Raw genomic sequence first — 17,082 nt, 5'->3', positions numbered from 1 at the left:
CTATTGTTTTTCGCCAAGTTGGAATCTGACAAACCGCCTTATCACAATATTTTCTCCGAGTTTTGCTATCTTCTCAGTGACAATATCTTTTATCTTCAGTTTCTGTTCCGGGTCTTTTACAAAGGCCTGCTCAAGCAGACACATATCGCCGAAAAACTTATCCAGCTTGCCCTCAACTATCTTCGCTACAACCTGAGGAGGCTTGTTTGCTACCTGAGCCTTGTATATATCTTTCTCTCTTTCTATGATATCCTGCGGCACATCTTCATGTGAGAGGTAAGAAGGATTTGCAGCGGCTATATGCAGGGCAATATCCTTAACAAGCCCCTTGAAATCATCTGTTTTCGCAACAAAATCCGTCTCGCAGTTTACCTCCAGAAGAACGCCTATTTTGTCCATATGTATATATGAACTAACAAGCCCTTCTGATGCGCTCCTGATAGCTTTTTTTGCAGCAGTGGCAAGGCCTTTCTGTCTGAGACAATCTATTGCTTTCTCAAAATCATCCTTGCTTTCGGTAAGCGCCTTTTTGCACTCCATCATGCCTGCGCCTGTTTTCTCCCTTAGTTCTTTTACCCTGTCGGCTGAAATAGTCGTCATCATTTTGTATCCTTCACCTCTGCTTCAGCCTGCTCCTCCTGATGCACTTTTTCCTCTACCGCAGCTTTTTCTGTTTCTTCAGCCCTGCTCTTTGACAATGTCTCCCTGCCTTCAAGCATTGCGTCTGCCATTTTCGCAGATAGAAGTTTTATTGCCCTGATAGCATCATCATTGCCGGGGATAACATGGTCAATCTCATCAGGATCACAGTTTGTGTCAACAACACCGACTACCGGGATGGAAAGCTTTCTCGCTTCTGCTACGGCAATGCGCTCTTTTTTGGGGTCTATAACAAATACGGCAGAAGGGATACTCGTCATCTCTTTTATGCCGCTGAGGTTTTTTTCAAGTTTGCCTCGCTCCTTTTCAAGTTCAGCGACCTCCTTCTTGGGAAGAAGATCATATGTGCCGTCTGCCTTCATGGCCTCTATCTGCTTTAGTCTTTCTATGCTCTTTTTTATTGTTAAAAAATTGGTGAGCATACCGCCGAGCCACCGCTGATTTACAAAGAAAACCCCTGCCCTCTTTGCCTCTTCGTATACAGCATCCTGCGCCTGTTTCTTTGTGCCGACGAAAAGAACGGTTCCGTTGCCGGCGGCAACCTTTTTAACAAAATTATACGCATCCTCAAGCCCCTTCATAGTTTTCTGAAGGTCAATGATGTAGATGCCGTTCCTCTCCCCGAAGATATATTTTTTCATCTTGGGGTTCCAACGCTTCACCTGATGCCCGAAATGGACACCGGCTTCAAGAAGTTCTTTCATTGTTGCTACCATTTTTATCCTCCTCCGGTTTTTCCTCCGCCTTTTCCCCTATACCCATACGGGACCACATAGGAGAAAGTTGATGGCGTGTGTTTTTACCCTGTTAGAAAGAATATTTTTCTGACGGGTATTACGAGGTATCAGCCTAACATAAAAGGCTTTTTTTTTCAAGAGGAAATGCAACAGATAATAACAACCGTCCTTCAGCGCTATTGCACTTTTGAACTTTTGCTCTTTTTGGCGCTATGGTAACGTATGGATGTCACAACAAAAACAGCATTACCATTAGGCCTTCTCACAACAACTTCGTCTCCCTCTGTCCTGTTTAACAATGCTTGGGCCATAGGTGAATCAATACTTATAAAATCCTTCTCAGGATCAAATTCATCAGGGCCTACAATACGATACCGGTTCACGTTCCCGTCTGTATCCTCAATTTCAACCCATGCGCCAAAAAATACCTTTGAAGTGTCTTTTGGTATCCTGTCCACTACAATCAACTCGCTCAATCTCTTTGCAAGAAAACGGATACGGGAATCAATCTGCCTTAACTGTTTTTTACCATAAATATACTCTGCATTCTCAGAACGATCCCCCATGGCAGCAGCTTCAGCAACAGCCCGGGTAACCTGTGGACGCTTAACCTTCCACAGATATGACAGCTCCCCGCTTAAACGCTTTTGCCCCTGAGGTGTAATATATGGTGCGATTTTTGTTTTACTCTGAGATGGCTTTTTCATACCTTGTCCGGCTTATTATACCTGAATCAAGCCATCGCTTCCGTTCTTTCACGGAGTAACGCACCTCCGCCTCAGCGGATTAGCAGAGGAGAAGAGGCGAGCTGATTTTTGGGGGTGGATGTATTGGATATTGTGGTATAATAATTTAAGCAACGAGCTTTGAAAGGAGAACATTATGCCGACTGCTTTGAAACAAGAATCCGAGCTTATTAAAGTAAAGCAATACCTAACCGACAGAAAAGGCTATAAGGTTGCTGCTGTTATTGATATGGATGAGTTCAACAGATTAGCAATCTTATTGGAAACCATTCCGCCTTCCGAGAGATGGCTTTATAAAAATAAAGCTGCGCTCAAAAGTGTCCACAAAGGATTAAAAGAAGCCGCTCAAGGCAAGATTTCAAAGCTCTATATAAAAGAGTTATAGGGTCAACTCTTGTTTGATATATTTCTGACCGATGAGGCAAGGGAGCAGTTAAACAGACCCAAGGCTGACAAGGGACTTTCAAAAAGATACAAGGCCGTAAAGAAAGCACTCCTGTTTCTATCTCAAAATCCGAGACATCCAGGGCTTAAGACGCACGAATTCACTTCGCTCAAAGGCCCTAACGGAGAAAAAATATTTGAGGCATATGCTGAACAGTCCACTCCTTCTGCATACAGAATCTTCTGGTATTATGGTCCCGGAAACAAACAGATAACCATTATAGCCGTAACACCCCATCCTTAAAATATCTGATATCTCCCCTTCCCTTTAAACTTTAGAATTCCTTTGTCTCTCAAAATCTGCAACTGCTGGCGAATTTTGGGGGGGCGGAGGGGGGCAAGATATAGACATAAATAGCTTATTTATGATCTAATACCATAGCAATTTAATCGGAGGGATTTCTGGAAAATATCAGAATTTTAAAATCTCCGTGGCGATCTGACTTTATCAGACTCATAAAAGAATCGCGAAAGAGTATTCAACTCGCAAGTCCTTATATCAAAAAAAGTGTTTCCTCATTAATTGTTGAACATGCAAACTCAAGCGTTAATATTGATTATCTGAACAGCTTTAAGCTCTCAAACTTTTATAGAGGAGCATCAGACCTTGAAGCTCTGGAAATCCTTCATAAACGAGATGCGACTATCAAAAGTTACCACCAGTTACATGCAAAAGTCTTTATTTTCGATAAAAGAAAATCTGTTGTGACCTCAGGCAATCTGACCTCAGGGGGATTACTCAATAATTATGAGTATGGTCTTTTAATCAATGATGAAGAACTCACAGCTAAAATAGCTGAAGATTACAGGAAAGTTTTTAAAGATACTGAAGCAACAGGAATAATCACAGCTGAAATCATTAGCAAAGCTTACAATATACTGCAATCTGTACCGAAAGAAAAGAAACCTAAATTTGAGTTAAAAGACAAAGACCTTTTTAAAAAAGTTACGGAAGAAGACATAGAAGTTGATAGATATGAGGGCGGCATCGAATCCATTCAGAACAATTTATCGGGATGGGTAAAAGATGTGTTTACTGTGCTGAATGAGATTGATTCCGATGTTTTCAGGTTAAATGCAGTTTATAAATATGAAGAGAGATTAAAAACCTTGCATCCGCGCAATACAAAGATTCAAGAGAAAAGCAGGCAACAGTTGCAGAAGTTGAGGGATTTGGGCTTATTACAGTTTGTAGATAGAGGAGTTTATAGAAAATTATGGAAATAAGATTTAATTTGCTTTATTATTTACTAACCTTAAAATATCTATAAGAATGGAATAAAAATGGCTCTAAGAATTACAAAACATGATATTGGGGCAGAAGTTATATCTATCCTAACAAAAGGTATATACCCGGACCCCCGTGATGCTCTTCGTGAGTATATTCAAAATGGTGTTGACGCTAACGCTCAGAATATTGAGATAAAGATAAGAACAGATTCCATTGCGATCGAAGATGATGGCTTTGGTATGGATAAAGAAACTTTAGAAAAGGCTATTCGAGTTGGTATTTCTGATAAAAATCCTTCCGTAGATGTCGGATTTAGGGGTATTGGCATTTACAGCTCATTTCATCTATGTAAGCGACTTGATATTTATTCAAAACCTAAGAACAATTCATCAGCACCATCTCTTTTATCTTTTGATTTTCATTCTATGAGAAATAAATTAAACGACCAACAATCTGCTCGTTTAGCTGGCAAAATAACTAATGACAACCTGATAGACTTACAATCTTTACTTCAAGATAATATCACTCTATCTAAATTGGAGGGATCTGATTATAAAAAAATAGGAACACGTATTGAAATGGTCGGGCTTGAGCCAATTTTTTTTAAATCACTTTCAAAATTCGAGGAGGTTGCCGATTATCTTCAACAAGTTGTTCCCCTTCATTTCAATAGTGATAAATTTAGATGGGCAAATAAAATTGAGGACAGAATAACTACAATATGTAAGCAGCATAACGCGGAATTTAAATTAATTAATTTAACCCTACAGGTTCATGGTAGAATCGAAAAGCTATACAGACCGTACGCAGATGAGCAATTTAAGGGATATCCTAATGAGCCTTTTTTCAAGGAAGTTAAAAATAAAGAAATTTTTTTCGGCGTAACGTGGGGTTGTCTTAATCCAGCAAGGAAAAAAATTGGAGAGAAAGCTTTACGGGGCTTCTTAATAAAAAAACAGGGGTTTGCAATTGGTGATAGAGCAGACGTTGGTAAATATTTTGGCAGAACTACTTTTTTTGACCGCTATATAGGAGAAGTTATCGTCGTACATCGTGATTTATTACCCAATGCTGCCAGAAGTGATTTTGAAATTTCTCCATTAAGCTCCCTTTTTTACGAAGGCTTAAACAATGTGGCGAGTTATTACAACAATAAAGCAAATGAATATCAAGAGTACACTAAAGGCGACGAGCAGTTAGATACCGCTATTGAAAAGCTGAAAGAACTATATGCGAATGTTGGATATTTTGCAGAACATCCAGAGCATTTGGTGGATATGATTGTTGAAATAAGAACGTATTATGATCAAATTAAAGGAAGATTAAACAGAAAAGCCATTAGGTCGGATAGGATAAACGACGCTGAAAGTTTTGTTAAGAGCGCGCGGACGCTTGAAAAGAAGATACAGGAATTAATAAATCAGAAAAGACAAAAAACAAAGATATTAAAATTCAAAAAATTACCAGAAATAGCTATGTTAGATGAGATTAAAAAACTGCCATCCACAAGAAAATCAGTCAAAGAAAAGGAACCGGAGAATTTACTCGAAGTGTTTGAATCTCTCGACTTACCAATGAATGATCAATTAAGAACAGTGCTTGAATTAATTGATGAAAGATATATACAAGGAACTTCTGTAAATAAAGAAGACTATATAGATAATTTAAAGAAATTGCAGTCAGAAATAGAGGATTTATTTAGCGAAGAATAATGGGAGATTATAAAGACAATCCAGCTAAAGGCATAATAAGAACTGAATGGGGCAAAAAACTCGTCTCATTTATCTACTCTACTCTAAAATATAAACTTCTTTACCTTGGGCTTCCTGGAGTCGATTTATCTGATATTACAGAATGGCTTGATTATATCGATCAAATTATAGCTTTTCAATGTAGAGATTATCCCAACCCATCGTCAAGCAGCCAGCCACGAAGCAAAGTTGTAGCAATAGAAAATAAATTGAAGGATTTGGAAAGAAAAGGTTTGATTAAAACATTTAGTCTATATGACGGATATATAGAGGAAGTAGTATTGCGGGGTCGTGATATATCTGGCAATATTTTTTCGCAAAATGATGTGGTAACAATCTATAATCTCGATTTTTGCAATGAAATAACGTCGCCGCTACTTATTGTTGATGACAAGGGGAATACGCAGCGTGTCTATAAATCTCACGCGATAAAGAAATTATTAGAGATTCAAAGAGATATTACAGCAAGCTCGCACTCTAAAAAATTTATAATGTTTCTAACTGTTCATGCTTCACACCGAGACAAAGAAATGCAAATATTTCAAAATCAACCAGAATCGAAATATTTAAAAGATTATTTTCATAAAATTAAGCGATTAACACAGGAAGAAAAGCAAATAAGGTTCTTAAAGTCGTACATTTTAGACATCATAAGACGTAATTATGAGCACTGTAATTTTTCCTGTTATCTTTTACCAGCAATTTATTACAAAGGCACTGGTGATCATCGTCTTGTCACTTTCACAATCGCTGGGGCTTTAGACACTAGTATTAGAACTTACCATATACAAAAACCCGAAGAATTTCTAAGAACTCCTTTTCTAACAGTAGAAAAAAAGAGGCTGATATCATATTCTAACTCCTCAATTGAGGATCTGCCAGTAAACACTGTTGATCCTACTGACATAATTAAAAACACGAAACATTTTGCAACGTTATGGCAAAATCAAAAGATGGGGAACTAATTGTTGAAGACCAACATTCTTCTTGTCGAGCCGAATTTCCCTATCCCAGCCAAGAGCAAGAATCACTGCAATTTTTTACCTATTGGCCTTTTAAAAATTGCTGCTTATCACAGGAAACAAGGAGACAAAGTCGAGTTGCACAGAGGCAATTATCAAGCAAAGTCATATCCTGATGAAATAAAGGTTACGTCTCTGTTTACCTATTGGTCAGCGCATGTATGGGATAGCGTTAATTTCTACAGAACTTTATATCCAAAGGCAAGAATTCAAGTGGGTGGCATATATGCTTCTTTAATGCCTGAACATGCCAAGCAGTCTGGATGCGATGACGTACAGGTTGGGCTTTATCGAAACGGTATAGCAGAGAAATATGAACCAGCTTACGATATGATAGATGTTGATTATCAGATAGTACATGCTTCACGAGGGTGCTTCAGGAAATGTAATTTTTGCGGCACATGGAAAATAGAACCATGGGTCACTTATAAAACATCTATCAAAAATGAAATCAAAAAGAAGAGGCTTGTTTTTTATGACAACAACTTGATAGCAAACCCTCACATCAAAACCATTCTTTCGGAAATCGCCGAATATAAATTACCTGATAAGAGTAAAGTTCATTGTGAGAGTCAAAGCGGATTGGATGGCAGGCTCCTTATCAAAGACCCTGAAATTGCTTTTTTTTTAAAAAAAGCGCGTTTTCTTCATCCCCGCATAGCATGGGATGGCCCATACAGTCTTTGGCCTAAAATTAAAGAACAAATTCAGGTCTTAAAAAATGCAGGCTATTCTACTAATGACATTTTTATCTTTATGCTTTTTAATCATAACTTTTCGTATGAAGAAATGCGGTTAAAACTTGAGGCTTGTAGGAGATGGCGTGTCAGAGTAATCGATTGTCGATTCAGACCGTTAGATAGTATCACTGATGGCTATAAACCTCGGGCTAAAGACCAATCAAGTGAAGAATATTATATTCACAAGGGTTGGACTGACAAACAAGTCAGAACTTTTAGACGAGCTGTCAGAAGACAGAATATTGCAGTCCTTTTGAACCTGCCAAATGGTAGATATATTGATGGCGTAGAAAAAGAATATATCCCTACCTAAAGCTTTTTTCTCGTGAGACGTATAGCCTCTGGACAAACCCCGCCATTTTGATCAATGATTAAGAAAAGGAGGTTACATGAAAAAAGGATTAAAAACTTTTATCTTTTATGAAATTGGCTCATCATGCCGGACTGAATTTCTCATGAAAGGCAAAGAATTTCAAAGCACAGAGGATGCAGTTGTCATCGGAATTGCAAAAGGTATAACCGCAAAGAACGCATTAAAAAACTTGAAACATGAATCCCCATGGCTTAAAAACTATAAATTCGACAGCCTCGCTGCGCGGGAGACAGGAAAAGTTATTTTCATATAAGCACAACTGCTCTCCTCGGCGAGTTGCTGAGACGACAAAGCAACCGGCTTTTGGGTCAAGAAATCAAAGCTCTATAACTTCCTCCTCATCATGCACGAGCATTTGTTTGTGTTTCAGAAAAAATAGCGCGGAAGTTCCATAGCCCGGAAGCGCGGAAGATTAGAAGTGCAAAGTCATAGAATTAAAACAGCAAATATGTTCCTGAAATGATTCTGCAACTGTGTTATAATTTCGTTAAGAAACCTAAAAGGAGGAAAAGATGCCTAAGGTTGCCTTTGAAATCCCTGCCGATATTAAGGATATTCTTACAAAGCATACAGAGATAGACTGGGATAAAATTATCAGTGATACGCTTTGGAATTATGCGAAAAAAATAAAACTGCTGGAGTCCATCACATCTAAAAGCAGTCTCACGGATAAGGATGTTGAAGTTCTGGACCACGAGATAAAGACGGCCTTATCCAAAAAATACCAGAATGCCTGATGAAATTAGTCATTGACACCGGCATTCTCATCGCAGCGCTCCTTAAAGATTCCGCGACAAGAGAAATCCTGCTTTTCTCAGCCATAGATTTTCTGCTGCCTGAATATGCCATTGAGGAAATCGAAAGACATAAAGACAATATTTCTATCCGAAGCGGCTTAAGCAAAGAAGATATTGAGATAGTATTATCCTTGATTATAGAAAATGTAACAATTATTCCAGCCTCTAAGTTGAAACCATATGCGGGAAAGGCTCATAAGATTATAGGCAGTATTGATCCTTTTGATGTCCCATTTGTCGCCCTTGCTTTATCAACTGAAAATGACGGCATCTGGTCGAATGATAAGCATTTTAATAACCTTCAGGACATAAAAATATGGAAGACATCAGATGTCTTTGACTACCTTAAAAGTCAAACCTGACGGCATTAGTTTTACATCCCTCTCGCATATAAAGTCATGGAGCGCTTCCTGAACGCGGGATTCATACTATCCGACTCGGCGGATTATCCTGACGAGAATGAGCAATAGTTCGCCATATCCTGTCTGATAGTTAAATGATATAATTAAACAAATGGAACTATGCCCCGTATGCCAAGAACCAGCAGACAAGTGCCTGTGCTGTCCTGAATGAGGGCATGTCTGCCTCCTGGATATGGGGGAGCCATACTGTCCTGTGTGCAAGCCTGAGTCAAAAAAGATGCTGGAGGCGACTATTGAGAGCATTAAAAAAATCAGCGTCAAGCATTAAGCTGATAGTGCTGAAAAACCACACATTTTAATGTCATTGCGAGGAGCGGTAGCGACGTGGCAATCTCTAACATATTGATAAACCCGCCAGAGGCGGGTTTATATAAAAGCGAGATTGCTTCGCTTCGCTCGCAATGACACTTTTTCAGGGGTCAAGTTATGGAAGGATTTAATATATGAGCCTCTTTAATCAACATGAAAATATAAAAGACCCTCTTGCATACAGGATGGCTCCGAAGACATTGGATGAGTACGCGGGGCAAGAGCATATCATTGGAAAGGGAAAACTCCTGAGAAGGGCAATAGAGGCTGACAGGATAACATCACTTATTCTTTACGGCCCGCCCGGCACAGGCAAAACAGCTCTGGCGCAGGTTATTGCCAATAAGACAAATGCCCGATTTGAGTGGCTGAATGCAGCGACAGTCGGGCTTGATGAGCTGAGACGGGTTATCAAAAAGGCAAGGGACGAAAAAAAGGCAGGCACAAGGACCATACTTTTTCTTGATGAGATTCACAGATTCAACAAGCTCCAGCAGGATGCGCTTCTCCCTGATGTGGAAGAAGGGAATATCACACTCATAGCGGCAACAGTAGAAAACCCGTTCTTCTATGTAAACTCTGCCCTTCTTTCAAGGAGCCAGGTGTTTGAGCTGAAACCCCTTTTAACAGAAGATATTCTTAAAATCCTGAACCGTGCATTGACAGATAAGGAAAGAGGCGTTGGGAATTTAAACATCTCTCCTGAGAAAGGAAGCCTCGATCATATCGCAAAAATGGCAGACGGAGATGCAAGAAAGGCGCTCTCAGCGCTTGAGATAGCTGCCCTCACAACACAGCCCGGTGAAAACGGAAAGATGATAATCACAAAAGAGATTGCAGAGGAATCCATCCAGAAAAAGGCGATAGTGTATGACAAAAAAGGCGGCCAGCACTATGACACAATATCTGCATTCATAAAAAGCATGAGAGGCTCTGACCCTGATGCGGCGATATATTACCTTGCAAAGATGCTCTATGCAGGCGAAGACCCGCGCTTTATAGCCAGGCGCGTAGTCATCTGCGCTGCGGAAGATGTAGGGCTTAAAGATCCGATGGCATTGGTTCTTGCAATAGCGGCATTAAAGGCAGTTGAGTTTGTAGGAATGCCTGAGGCGCGCATCCCCTTGGCAGAGGCGGTTATCTACATAGCCAATGCGCCCAAAGGCAATTCCGCTTACATGGCAATAGAGGAGGCGATGAAAGACATCGCAGAGGAAGAGACAATGGAAGTCCCCGGCCATTTAAAAGGCAGTAATTATTCCGGCGCAAAGAAACTCGGGCATGGGACAGGATATAAATATCCCCATGATTATCCTGAAGGCAAAATCGAGCAGGAATATCTGAAGAAGAAAAAGAAATACTACAAGCCTTAAGAAACAGCCTGCCCCTTACGCCTTCTTTCAGGAACATACGTGCGGGCAATATTGTCTTCGTTCCAGTCTTTTGAAACATAGAGATTGCAGTAACAGCTTCCGTATTCTATTACATCAGGCTCGCGGTATACGCACGGGCAGATGATGTCTTTGTCTTTTTCATAATCACCTGATGCCAGCCTGCAAGGGCATGACATATAGCCGTAACGGCCTTTATTTATGAGCAGGCCTTTAAGAAGGTCAAAGGCTGCCTCCCTATCCTTATTGAAGAAATAACCGAGAGGCTCCTGCAGCTTTTTCAGCATTTCATAGAGCTGCTGCGCATCCATTTCAGAGTCCCAGCGCCTTCCTGATTTCCTGCTCTTTAAATCCTATTATGACCTTATCTCCAATGATAATCGTAGGGAAAGAACAGTCAGGATTAAAACGCTTCACTTCTTCGATAATAGCCTGACGCTCAACGCCGCTCAGGAGGTCAACATCTGCAAATTCGTATTTTATTGAACATTCGTCAAGAAGCCTCTTTGTTGCTTTGCAGTGGCCGCAGGTGCTCAGGGTATAAATCTTGATATGGGGGTTCATGCCTCCGCCTTTCTTGCTTGTAGAAACATGATATCATGAATTATATGTCTGCGCAATTTTTTCACTTTTTCACTTTGAGATTCCGGCCCACTTACAGCTCTGCGTCTGTCACTCTCTGCAATGTAAATGATAAGTCTCCGCAAAAATGTTAGAATATACAACATTGTGCTATAATTCTGTTTCCGGAGGATTACTGATGGCTGGCTTAAAACTTCTTTGTCCTGTTTACACCCTTGACAATAAGTTGCTGCTTCCTGCAGGCAGTGTGCTGTCAGAAGAGACATTAAATGCTCTTGTCTCTTCAAATAGGTACCCTGATTATCAGGAGTGTTCACTCATAGGGTACGGCTCAATTAAAGAAGATATGCTCCAGTTTCTAACAGAGCCTCCTTATGATGTGATTTTTGCGGGTGAAAAAGAGATTAGCGCTATCCTGAAAGTCACGGAGAAGATTAAGCTTATTCTTCCCCTCTTGCAATCTCTGGATTATTTCAAGCAGCATGACCCCTATACCTATCGGCACATTTTAATGGTATTCGCCCTCTCAACGCTTATATCAAAGGATTTCCTGTCCGACCATGAGGATCGGCTCAAGGGGATTGCATCAGGGCCAACCCACGACATCGGCAAAATCTGCACCCCGCTAAATATTCTTAGAAAGACAAAACCTGTTACCCAAGCTGAATTAAACAATCTGAAACATCATTCAATCGCCGGTTATGTGCTGCTCAGCTATTATCTCAGAGATACGGGGCATCTTTTTGCCAGAGTGGCAAGAGATCACCATGAAAAAAAAGACGGATCGGGTTTCCGGCCGGGATAAGGCTTGAAGACCTGATTGTTGAGATTATTGCAGTGAGCGATGTCTATGACGCCCTCATTTCACCCAGGCCCTATCGCCATGTTTCTTACGAAAACAGGGCAGCATGTGAAGAGTTAACCGCAATGGCAGAGAAAGGCAAAATAAAAGTGGAAGTTGTTCAGGCTCTTATTGCACACGACAGAAAATCTAAACCTCACCACAGCGAGTGTGTTCTCTCAAAAGAAAAGAGAAGCTCTCCTCCACCCGTAAACTTTTACGGTGTTATCGATGAAAAAGCAGATGCTTGCAGTTCTTTGAAATGAAAAGGTTTTTACCCGGGAGGCCAGCGCATCTGCCTTCCGCCGAGAATATGAAGGTGGATATGAAATACGGTCTGTCCTGATTCGGGATTGCAGTTCATGACAAGCCTGAAACCCCTTTCAGCAATGCCCTTATCCCTTGCAAGCTTATTTGCAACCTGAAACAAATGGCCTAATAGTCCGTTATCTTCCTTATTAATATCAAGATTGGTTGAGATGTGTTTTTTCGGTATGACTAAGGTATGCACAGGCGCCTGAGGATTAATGTCCTCAAAGGCTAAGACATACTCATCCTCGTAAATTATTTTTGCGGGTATTGTCTTATTTATAATCTTGCAGAATATACATTCCATAAACCCTCCGTACTGCTTTTGTTAATTATAACATCCAACGCAGCAGAGGGCTGGGGCTGGATTGCGGCAAGATTCACGGATCTGTCAGAATAGGGGCTGAAGTCTCCGCAAAGCGGAGCGGATAGCCCCGCATATGTAGGTGTAAAAACTTGCTATATTGTACTAACACTGCAATCTTGCAAATGGTAGTTTAATATTGCCGAAAAACAGTCGCAGCCTCTTGAAAAATTGTGTTCCGACACTGTTCTTGACTCTGATAATACTTAAAGTTTAAACTATTCATCCACTTAAACTTAAGGAGGTTTTTCATGTTAAAACGTTACCTGTTAGCGCCGGGGCCTACCCCTGTGCCTTCAGAGGCATTGCTTGCCATGGCAATGCCGATTATACATCACCGTTCGCCTGATTTCATCCCTGTGCTTGATGCCGCAAAAAATGGCCTGAAGTGGCTTTACCAGACAAAAAACGATGTGCTTATCCTATGCTCCACAGGAACAGGCGGCATGGTAGGCGCTGTTAATAATTTTTTCAGCCCCGGAGACAAGGTTCTTACTGTAAACGGCGGTAAATTCGGCGAGCGATGGACCAAGATATGCAAGGCATACGGGCTTCAGGCAGAAGAGATTATTGTTGAGTGGGGATATGCGGTAAAACCTGAGACTATCGAGGCAAAATTAAAAAATGACCCGTCCATCAAAGGAGTGTTTGTACAGGCATCAGAAACATCAACAGGTGTTTATCATGATATAGAGGCGCTTGCCAAGGTTGTAAAAAAATATGAAAACACAATCCTTATTGTTGACGCCATATCAGCAATTGTGGCCCATGACCTCAGGATGGACGAATGGGGGATAGATGTAATGATAGGCGGCTCGCAGAAGGGCGTGATGCTTCCGCCGGGGCTTGCATTCGTAGGCATAAGTGAAAAGGCATGGAAGTTCTCGGAAAAATCAAAATGCCCGAGATTCTATTTTAATTTTAAAAAAGAGCGGGAAAATCTCGCAAAGAACCAGACAAACTTTACATCTCCGGTTACTCTGATTATAGGATTAAACGAAAGCATTAAACTGCTCCGGGCAGAAGGGCTTGAGAATGTATTCAAGCGGCATGAAAGGCTTGCAAATGCTACAAGGGCGGCTGTTAAGGCGCTGGGACTTGAACTTTATCCCAAGGAATCTCCGAGCAATTCAGTGACTGCGGTATGCGCTCCGGCAGGCATTGACGGACAGGAGATTTATAAGAACCTAAGAGAGAAATACGGGATAACGGCAGCAGGCGGACAGGACCATGTCAAGGGAAAGATATTCAGGATTGCTCATCTCGGCTATGCCGACACCTTTGATGTGATTACTGCGATTGCAGGCGTGGAAATGGTGTTGAAAGGAATGGGGCATCCGGTAAAACTCGGAGCGGGCGTTGCCGCGGCAGAAGAACTGCTGATGAAGTAAAAGGCGGTTTACTTTATATCTTCGGCATGCATATGTGATGGGAGGCTGTGCCTGTTTTTCGGCAATATTAAACTGCCTTTGTAAAAGTATAAATGTTAGTGCAATATATTTTGTTCTTCACATCTGTTATGCGGGGCTATCCGCTCCATTTCATTGCGACTTCAGCCCCTATTCTGACTGACCCGTGAATCTTGCCTTAATCCAGACACAGCCTCCTTATACATGCCTGACAAACATTTTATTAACTGTATTCCCCCTGTTTTTACTTCCCTGTCAGCTCCTCAACCTCTTCCTTCCCTTTTTTCAGCTCTGCAACCTGCTCTTTGTCTTCACGCAAAAGCAATTCCTGAAATTCGCCCACATGGGTTTTTTCTTCCCGTGCAATATCAAGAAAAACCTTTTTAATATCAGCCCTGTCTGTCATTGCGGCAAGCTGTTCGTAAAGGCTGATTGCGTCCAGCTCTGCTATCATTCCCACGCGCAGTATTTCCTTAACCACATCGCTCTTTGTAACCTTACCGATATCTACCGGTATGCTTGACATCATAGCTTCTACCTCCCATTATTAATTTAGGTTTAACTTGTAATTCCCTATAGTCTTGCTACAGGGTCTCCTTTTGTGTCATTGCGAGCGTAGCGTGGCAATCTTTCTTTGAGATTGCTTCGTCAGTCGTCTACGACTTCCTCGCAATGACAGGCTATTTGTTCAAATTTTGATGCCCTGCGGTCTCTGCCGCAGGGTTCTTCATTCTATTTATATTTTACCATTCTGATTCCTGAAATCCAGCAATTAAATAACGGCAACAAAAATTAAGCCTAAAAAAATTACATTAAATCACACATAAGTGAAGATTAGATGATAAAATAGTAAATATTATTCGGAAGGGAGGGCTGCCGGACCTTGAGAGGGCTTAGAAAAAGGCTGATATTCGCTCTGATATTTATAACCTGTGTGGTGATTGCCGGTTCTGCAGGATATATGCTCATAGAAGGGTGGAGCTGCCTTGATTCTCTTTACATGACAATTATAACCATTGCAAGCGTCGGCTACAAGGAAATCCATGACCTCTCGCCTAATGGAAGAATTTTTACTATTATCCTTATAATAAGCGGTGTAGGCAGTGTGACTTACGCTCTTACCACAATCGCAAAGATTGTAGTAGAGGGTGAAATCCAGGAAATATTCGGGAGGAAAAGATTGGGAAAAAAAATTAAAGAATTAAAAGACCATTACATTGTCTGCGGCTACGGAAGAATGGGCAGGATAATCTGCAGGGAACTGAAAGAGAAGGACATAAATTTTGTTGTGATTGAAAAAGAGCCCGACACATTTGAAAGCGGAGAAGAGACCCTTATACTCAAAGGAGATGCAACAAAGGATGAGAATTTAAAAGAGGCTGGAATAGAAAAGGCAAAGGGGCTTATATCTGTTCTGCCGACCGACGCTGAAAACCTTTTTGTGGTTCTTAGCGCCAGAGAATTAAACCCTAAACTCTTTGTCGTTGCACGGGCAGGGGAGGAAGGCTCAGAGCAGAAATTGCTCAGGGCAGGCGCTGACAGGGTTGTTTCGCCGTATCATATCGGAGGACTCAGGATAGCGCATACGGTGTTAAAGCCTGCTGTTGTAGATTTTATAGAATTCGCAACAAAAAGCGGCAACATTGACCTTCAGATGGAGGAAATAACAGTCCAGAACAACTCTAAACTGGCAGGGCTGACGCTTGATGAATGCGGTATCGGCAGGGATTTGGGCATCATAGTTGTGGCGATTAAAAATGCAAGCGGCGATATGAAGTTCAATCCAACTTTCAGGACTGCCATTAAAGCCGGCGATACTTTGATAGCCCTTGGTGAAATACCGAAACTTAAAACACTCGAAGACATGGCAACGGCTAAGGGATAGCTCTCTTACAGTGCGCAAAATCAGAAATGTTATAGACTCGCTTGTTAAGTGCGTTGAAGAAGCAAAAGGCTTTATTCTCGCTGCTGTTCTCATAGTTGCGGTACTTGGAGCGGTTGTCGGACATAAATATTACCGCTACACACAAGACGACCCTCAGTACTGCGCTTCATGCCACCTTATGAGAGAGGCATTTCTGGAATGGCAGAAAGGGAAGCACCGCGATATCGTCTGCCAGACATGTCATCATCTAAGCATTCTTGAACAGAATCAACTGCTTGTTACTTATGTGGTAAAAAGCGGCAGCAAACAGTTCTCCCAGACACACGGCAGGGAAAAACCCTGGCAGGAGTGCAGGAAATGCCATATGAGCGAGGTGTCTCAGGGCTCTGTAACCCTGAAAAAATCTTACGGCCATGCCAGGCATGTGTTTATGCAGGGGACTGAATGTAAGATATGTCATAAAGGCACTGTGCATGACTTCCATCCAAACGAAAACGCCTGCCAGAATTGCCACAAAGATAAAGGGGTTCACGGCATAGGCATGGAAGCCTTCTCATGCCTTAAATGCCACTCTTTCTCAGAAAAGACGCCCTCTATGATTCCGAAGGACAGATGCGTCAAATGTCATACCGGGGTTTCTGTGAGGGCGCCAATGTCTAACCTGCTCTGTCATCAGTGTCACAAACCGCACGGAAAAATAAATCCGACATCTGCCACCTGCATCAGTGAGTGCCATCGCAATGAGACCTCTGTAGGACGGCATGGACTTCATATGAAACAGGGATTAAACTGTCTTGATTGCCATAAACCTCATTCATGGATTGTTGGGATTGAGAGGGCAAAATCTTTATGCAACAAATGCCATACATTCAAAGACCCGAAACTTTTTATTTACTAATTATATGGATAAGTTTCAGTTATAATAAGCATACAGGGGCGCTAAATGAATATTTATAAACTTAGAAGCCTGGACCATAAAAGACAATTCAGTCTCCTGCTGATTCTTATTTATATCATCTCTCTTCCCGTAATCTCTACTATCACATACTTTGTCCTGCGGCAGAATGCA

General features: G+C 41.3%; 23 protein-coding genes. 15 read left to right on the top strand and 8 right to left on the bottom strand.

The features are described 5' to 3' along the window. The 3 genes from tsf to greB all read right to left on the bottom strand — a co-directional run bounded on the left by tsf (window position 1) and on the right by greB (window position 2,104). Window positions 1–600 carry a translation elongation factor Ts gene (gene tsf, locus HY035_10180; protein ID MBI3378746.1) on the bottom strand — a complete coding sequence of 200 codons (600 nt, stop codon included), beginning with the start codon at window positions 598–600 and terminating at the stop codon, window positions 1–3. Beyond that, on the bottom strand, window positions 600–1,376 hold the full coding sequence (rpsB, locus tag HY035_10175) for a 30S ribosomal protein S2 (protein ID MBI3378745.1): 777 nt from the start codon (window positions 1,374–1,376) through the stop codon (window positions 600–602). The genes tsf and rpsB overlap by 1 nt, the downstream gene beginning before the upstream one ends. Before the next feature lie 197 nt (window positions 1,377–1,573). Continuing rightward, window positions 1,574–2,104, bottom strand: a complete 531-nt coding sequence (gene greB, locus HY035_10170) for a transcription elongation factor GreB (protein ID MBI3378744.1) — start codon at window positions 2,102–2,104, stop codon at window positions 1,574–1,576. Between the two features lie 175 nt (window positions 2,105–2,279). Between greB and HY035_10165 the strand changes: the two genes are divergently transcribed. Continuing rightward, window positions 2,280–2,528 carry a hypothetical protein gene (locus HY035_10165; protein MBI3378743.1) on the top strand — a complete coding sequence of 83 codons (249 nt, stop codon included), beginning with the start codon at window positions 2,280–2,282 and terminating at the stop codon, window positions 2,526–2,528. 9 nt (window positions 2,529–2,537) lie between these two features. Then, window positions 2,538–2,831, top strand: coding sequence for a hypothetical protein (locus HY035_10160; protein MBI3378742.1), 294 nt, complete (start codon window positions 2,538–2,540; stop codon window positions 2,829–2,831). Here the strand turns inward: HY035_10160 and HY035_10155 are convergent. Then, complete coding sequence (locus HY035_10155; protein ID MBI3378741.1) at window positions 2,828–2,950, bottom strand: hypothetical protein; 123 nt, start codon at window positions 2,948–2,950, stop codon at window positions 2,828–2,830. The genes HY035_10160 and HY035_10155 overlap by 4 nt on opposite strands. A 342-nt stretch (window positions 2,951–3,292) precedes the next feature. Here HY035_10155 and HY035_10150 point away from each other — a divergent pair, with 342 nt between their 5' ends. From HY035_10150 to HY035_10115, 8 genes are all read left to right on the top strand, one after another. Further along, on the top strand, window positions 3,293–3,814 hold the full coding sequence (locus HY035_10150) for a hypothetical protein (protein MBI3378740.1): 522 nt from the start codon (window positions 3,293–3,295) through the stop codon (window positions 3,812–3,814). A 57-nt stretch (window positions 3,815–3,871) separates the two neighbouring features. Further along, the gene (locus tag HY035_10145) at window positions 3,872–5,530 is read left to right on the top strand and encodes an ATP-binding protein (protein ID MBI3378739.1); all 1,659 of its coding nucleotides are present in this window, start codon (window positions 3,872–3,874) and stop codon (window positions 5,528–5,530) included. Further along, complete coding sequence (locus tag HY035_10140; protein ID MBI3378738.1) at window positions 5,530–6,534, top strand: hypothetical protein; 1,005 nt, start codon at window positions 5,530–5,532, stop codon at window positions 6,532–6,534. The genes HY035_10145 and HY035_10140 overlap by 1 nt, the downstream gene beginning before the upstream one ends. Continuing rightward, entirely contained in the window at window positions 6,535–7,644 is a 1,110-nt protein-coding gene (locus HY035_10135) for a Fe-S oxidoreductase (GenBank protein MBI3378737.1), read from the top strand. It abuts the gene before it with no gap. 76 nt (window positions 7,645–7,720) lie between these two features. Then, window positions 7,721–7,957 (top strand): hypothetical protein, encoded by a 237-nt coding sequence (locus HY035_10130; GenBank protein MBI3378736.1) that lies wholly within the window; start codon window positions 7,721–7,723, stop codon window positions 7,955–7,957. Between the two features lie 259 nt (window positions 7,958–8,216). Then, window positions 8,217–8,441 carry a hypothetical protein gene (locus HY035_10125; protein MBI3378735.1) on the top strand — a complete coding sequence of 75 codons (225 nt, stop codon included), beginning with the start codon at window positions 8,217–8,219 and terminating at the stop codon, window positions 8,439–8,441. Continuing rightward, window positions 8,441–8,863: a hypothetical protein gene (locus HY035_10120; GenBank protein ID MBI3378734.1), complete on the top strand. Its 423-nt coding sequence runs from the start codon at window positions 8,441–8,443 to the stop codon at window positions 8,861–8,863. Before HY035_10125 ends, HY035_10120 begins: the two co-directional genes overlap by 1 nt. A gap of 503 nt (window positions 8,864–9,366) precedes the next feature. Next, window positions 9,367–10,605, top strand: coding sequence for a replication-associated recombination protein A (locus HY035_10115; protein MBI3378733.1), 1,239 nt, complete (start codon window positions 9,367–9,369; stop codon window positions 10,603–10,605). Here HY035_10115 and HY035_10110 read toward each other — a convergent pair. Then, window positions 10,602–10,934, bottom strand: coding sequence for a ferredoxin:thioredoxin reductase (locus HY035_10110; protein ID MBI3378732.1), 333 nt, complete (start codon window positions 10,932–10,934; stop codon window positions 10,602–10,604). The genes HY035_10115 and HY035_10110 overlap by 4 nt on opposite strands. Window position 10,935: 1 nt before the next feature. Continuing rightward, on the bottom strand, window positions 10,936–11,187 hold the full coding sequence (locus HY035_10105; protein ID MBI3378731.1) for a glutaredoxin family protein: 252 nt from the start codon (window positions 11,185–11,187) through the stop codon (window positions 10,936–10,938). 196 nt (window positions 11,188–11,383) lie between these two features. Here HY035_10105 and HY035_10100 point away from each other — a divergent pair, with 196 nt between their 5' ends. Then, the gene (locus HY035_10100; protein ID MBI3378730.1) at window positions 11,384–12,010 is read left to right on the top strand and encodes an HD domain-containing protein; all 627 of its coding nucleotides are present in this window, start codon (window positions 11,384–11,386) and stop codon (window positions 12,008–12,010) included. 32 nt (window positions 12,011–12,042) lie between these two features. Continuing rightward, complete coding sequence (locus HY035_10095; protein MBI3378729.1) at window positions 12,043–12,312, top strand: hypothetical protein; 270 nt, start codon at window positions 12,043–12,045, stop codon at window positions 12,310–12,312. Window positions 12,313–12,320: 8 nt separating this feature from the next. Here HY035_10095 and HY035_10090 read toward each other — a convergent pair whose 3' ends face one another. Next, window positions 12,321–12,662: a histidine triad nucleotide-binding protein gene (locus tag HY035_10090; protein MBI3378728.1), complete on the bottom strand. Its 342-nt coding sequence runs from the start codon at window positions 12,660–12,662 to the stop codon at window positions 12,321–12,323. Window positions 12,663–12,970: 308 nt separating this feature from the next. On the opposite strand from HY035_10090, the gene HY035_10085 reads away from it, so the two are divergent. Continuing rightward, the gene (locus HY035_10085) at window positions 12,971–14,110 is read left to right on the top strand and encodes an alanine--glyoxylate aminotransferase family protein (protein MBI3378727.1); all 1,140 of its coding nucleotides are present in this window, start codon (window positions 12,971–12,973) and stop codon (window positions 14,108–14,110) included. Between the two features lie 262 nt (window positions 14,111–14,372). Here HY035_10085 and HY035_10080 read toward each other — a convergent pair whose 3' ends face one another. Beyond that, a complete protein-coding gene (locus HY035_10080) occupies window positions 14,373–14,657 on the bottom strand; it encodes a rubrerythrin (protein ID MBI3378726.1) in 285 nt (94 codons plus the stop codon). Window positions 14,658–15,011: 354 nt separating this feature from the next. On the opposite strand from HY035_10080, the gene HY035_10075 reads away from it, so the two are divergent. Together HY035_10075 and HY035_10070 are read left to right on the top strand one after the other, a co-directional pair. Then, the gene (locus HY035_10075) at window positions 15,012–16,013 is read left to right on the top strand and encodes a potassium channel protein (protein MBI3378725.1); all 1,002 of its coding nucleotides are present in this window, start codon (window positions 15,012–15,014) and stop codon (window positions 16,011–16,013) included. A gap of 10 nt (window positions 16,014–16,023) precedes the next feature. Further along, window positions 16,024–16,911, top strand: coding sequence for a hypothetical protein (locus HY035_10070; protein ID MBI3378724.1), 888 nt, complete (start codon window positions 16,024–16,026; stop codon window positions 16,909–16,911). Window positions 16,912–17,082 lie beyond the last annotated feature (171 nt).

The sequence above is a fragment of the Nitrospirota bacterium genome (assembly GCA_016195565.1).
Lineage (GTDB): Bacteria > Nitrospirota > Thermodesulfovibrionia > Thermodesulfovibrionales > UBA1546 > UBA1546.
This window is presented reverse-complemented; position numbering and strand designations above follow the sequence as displayed.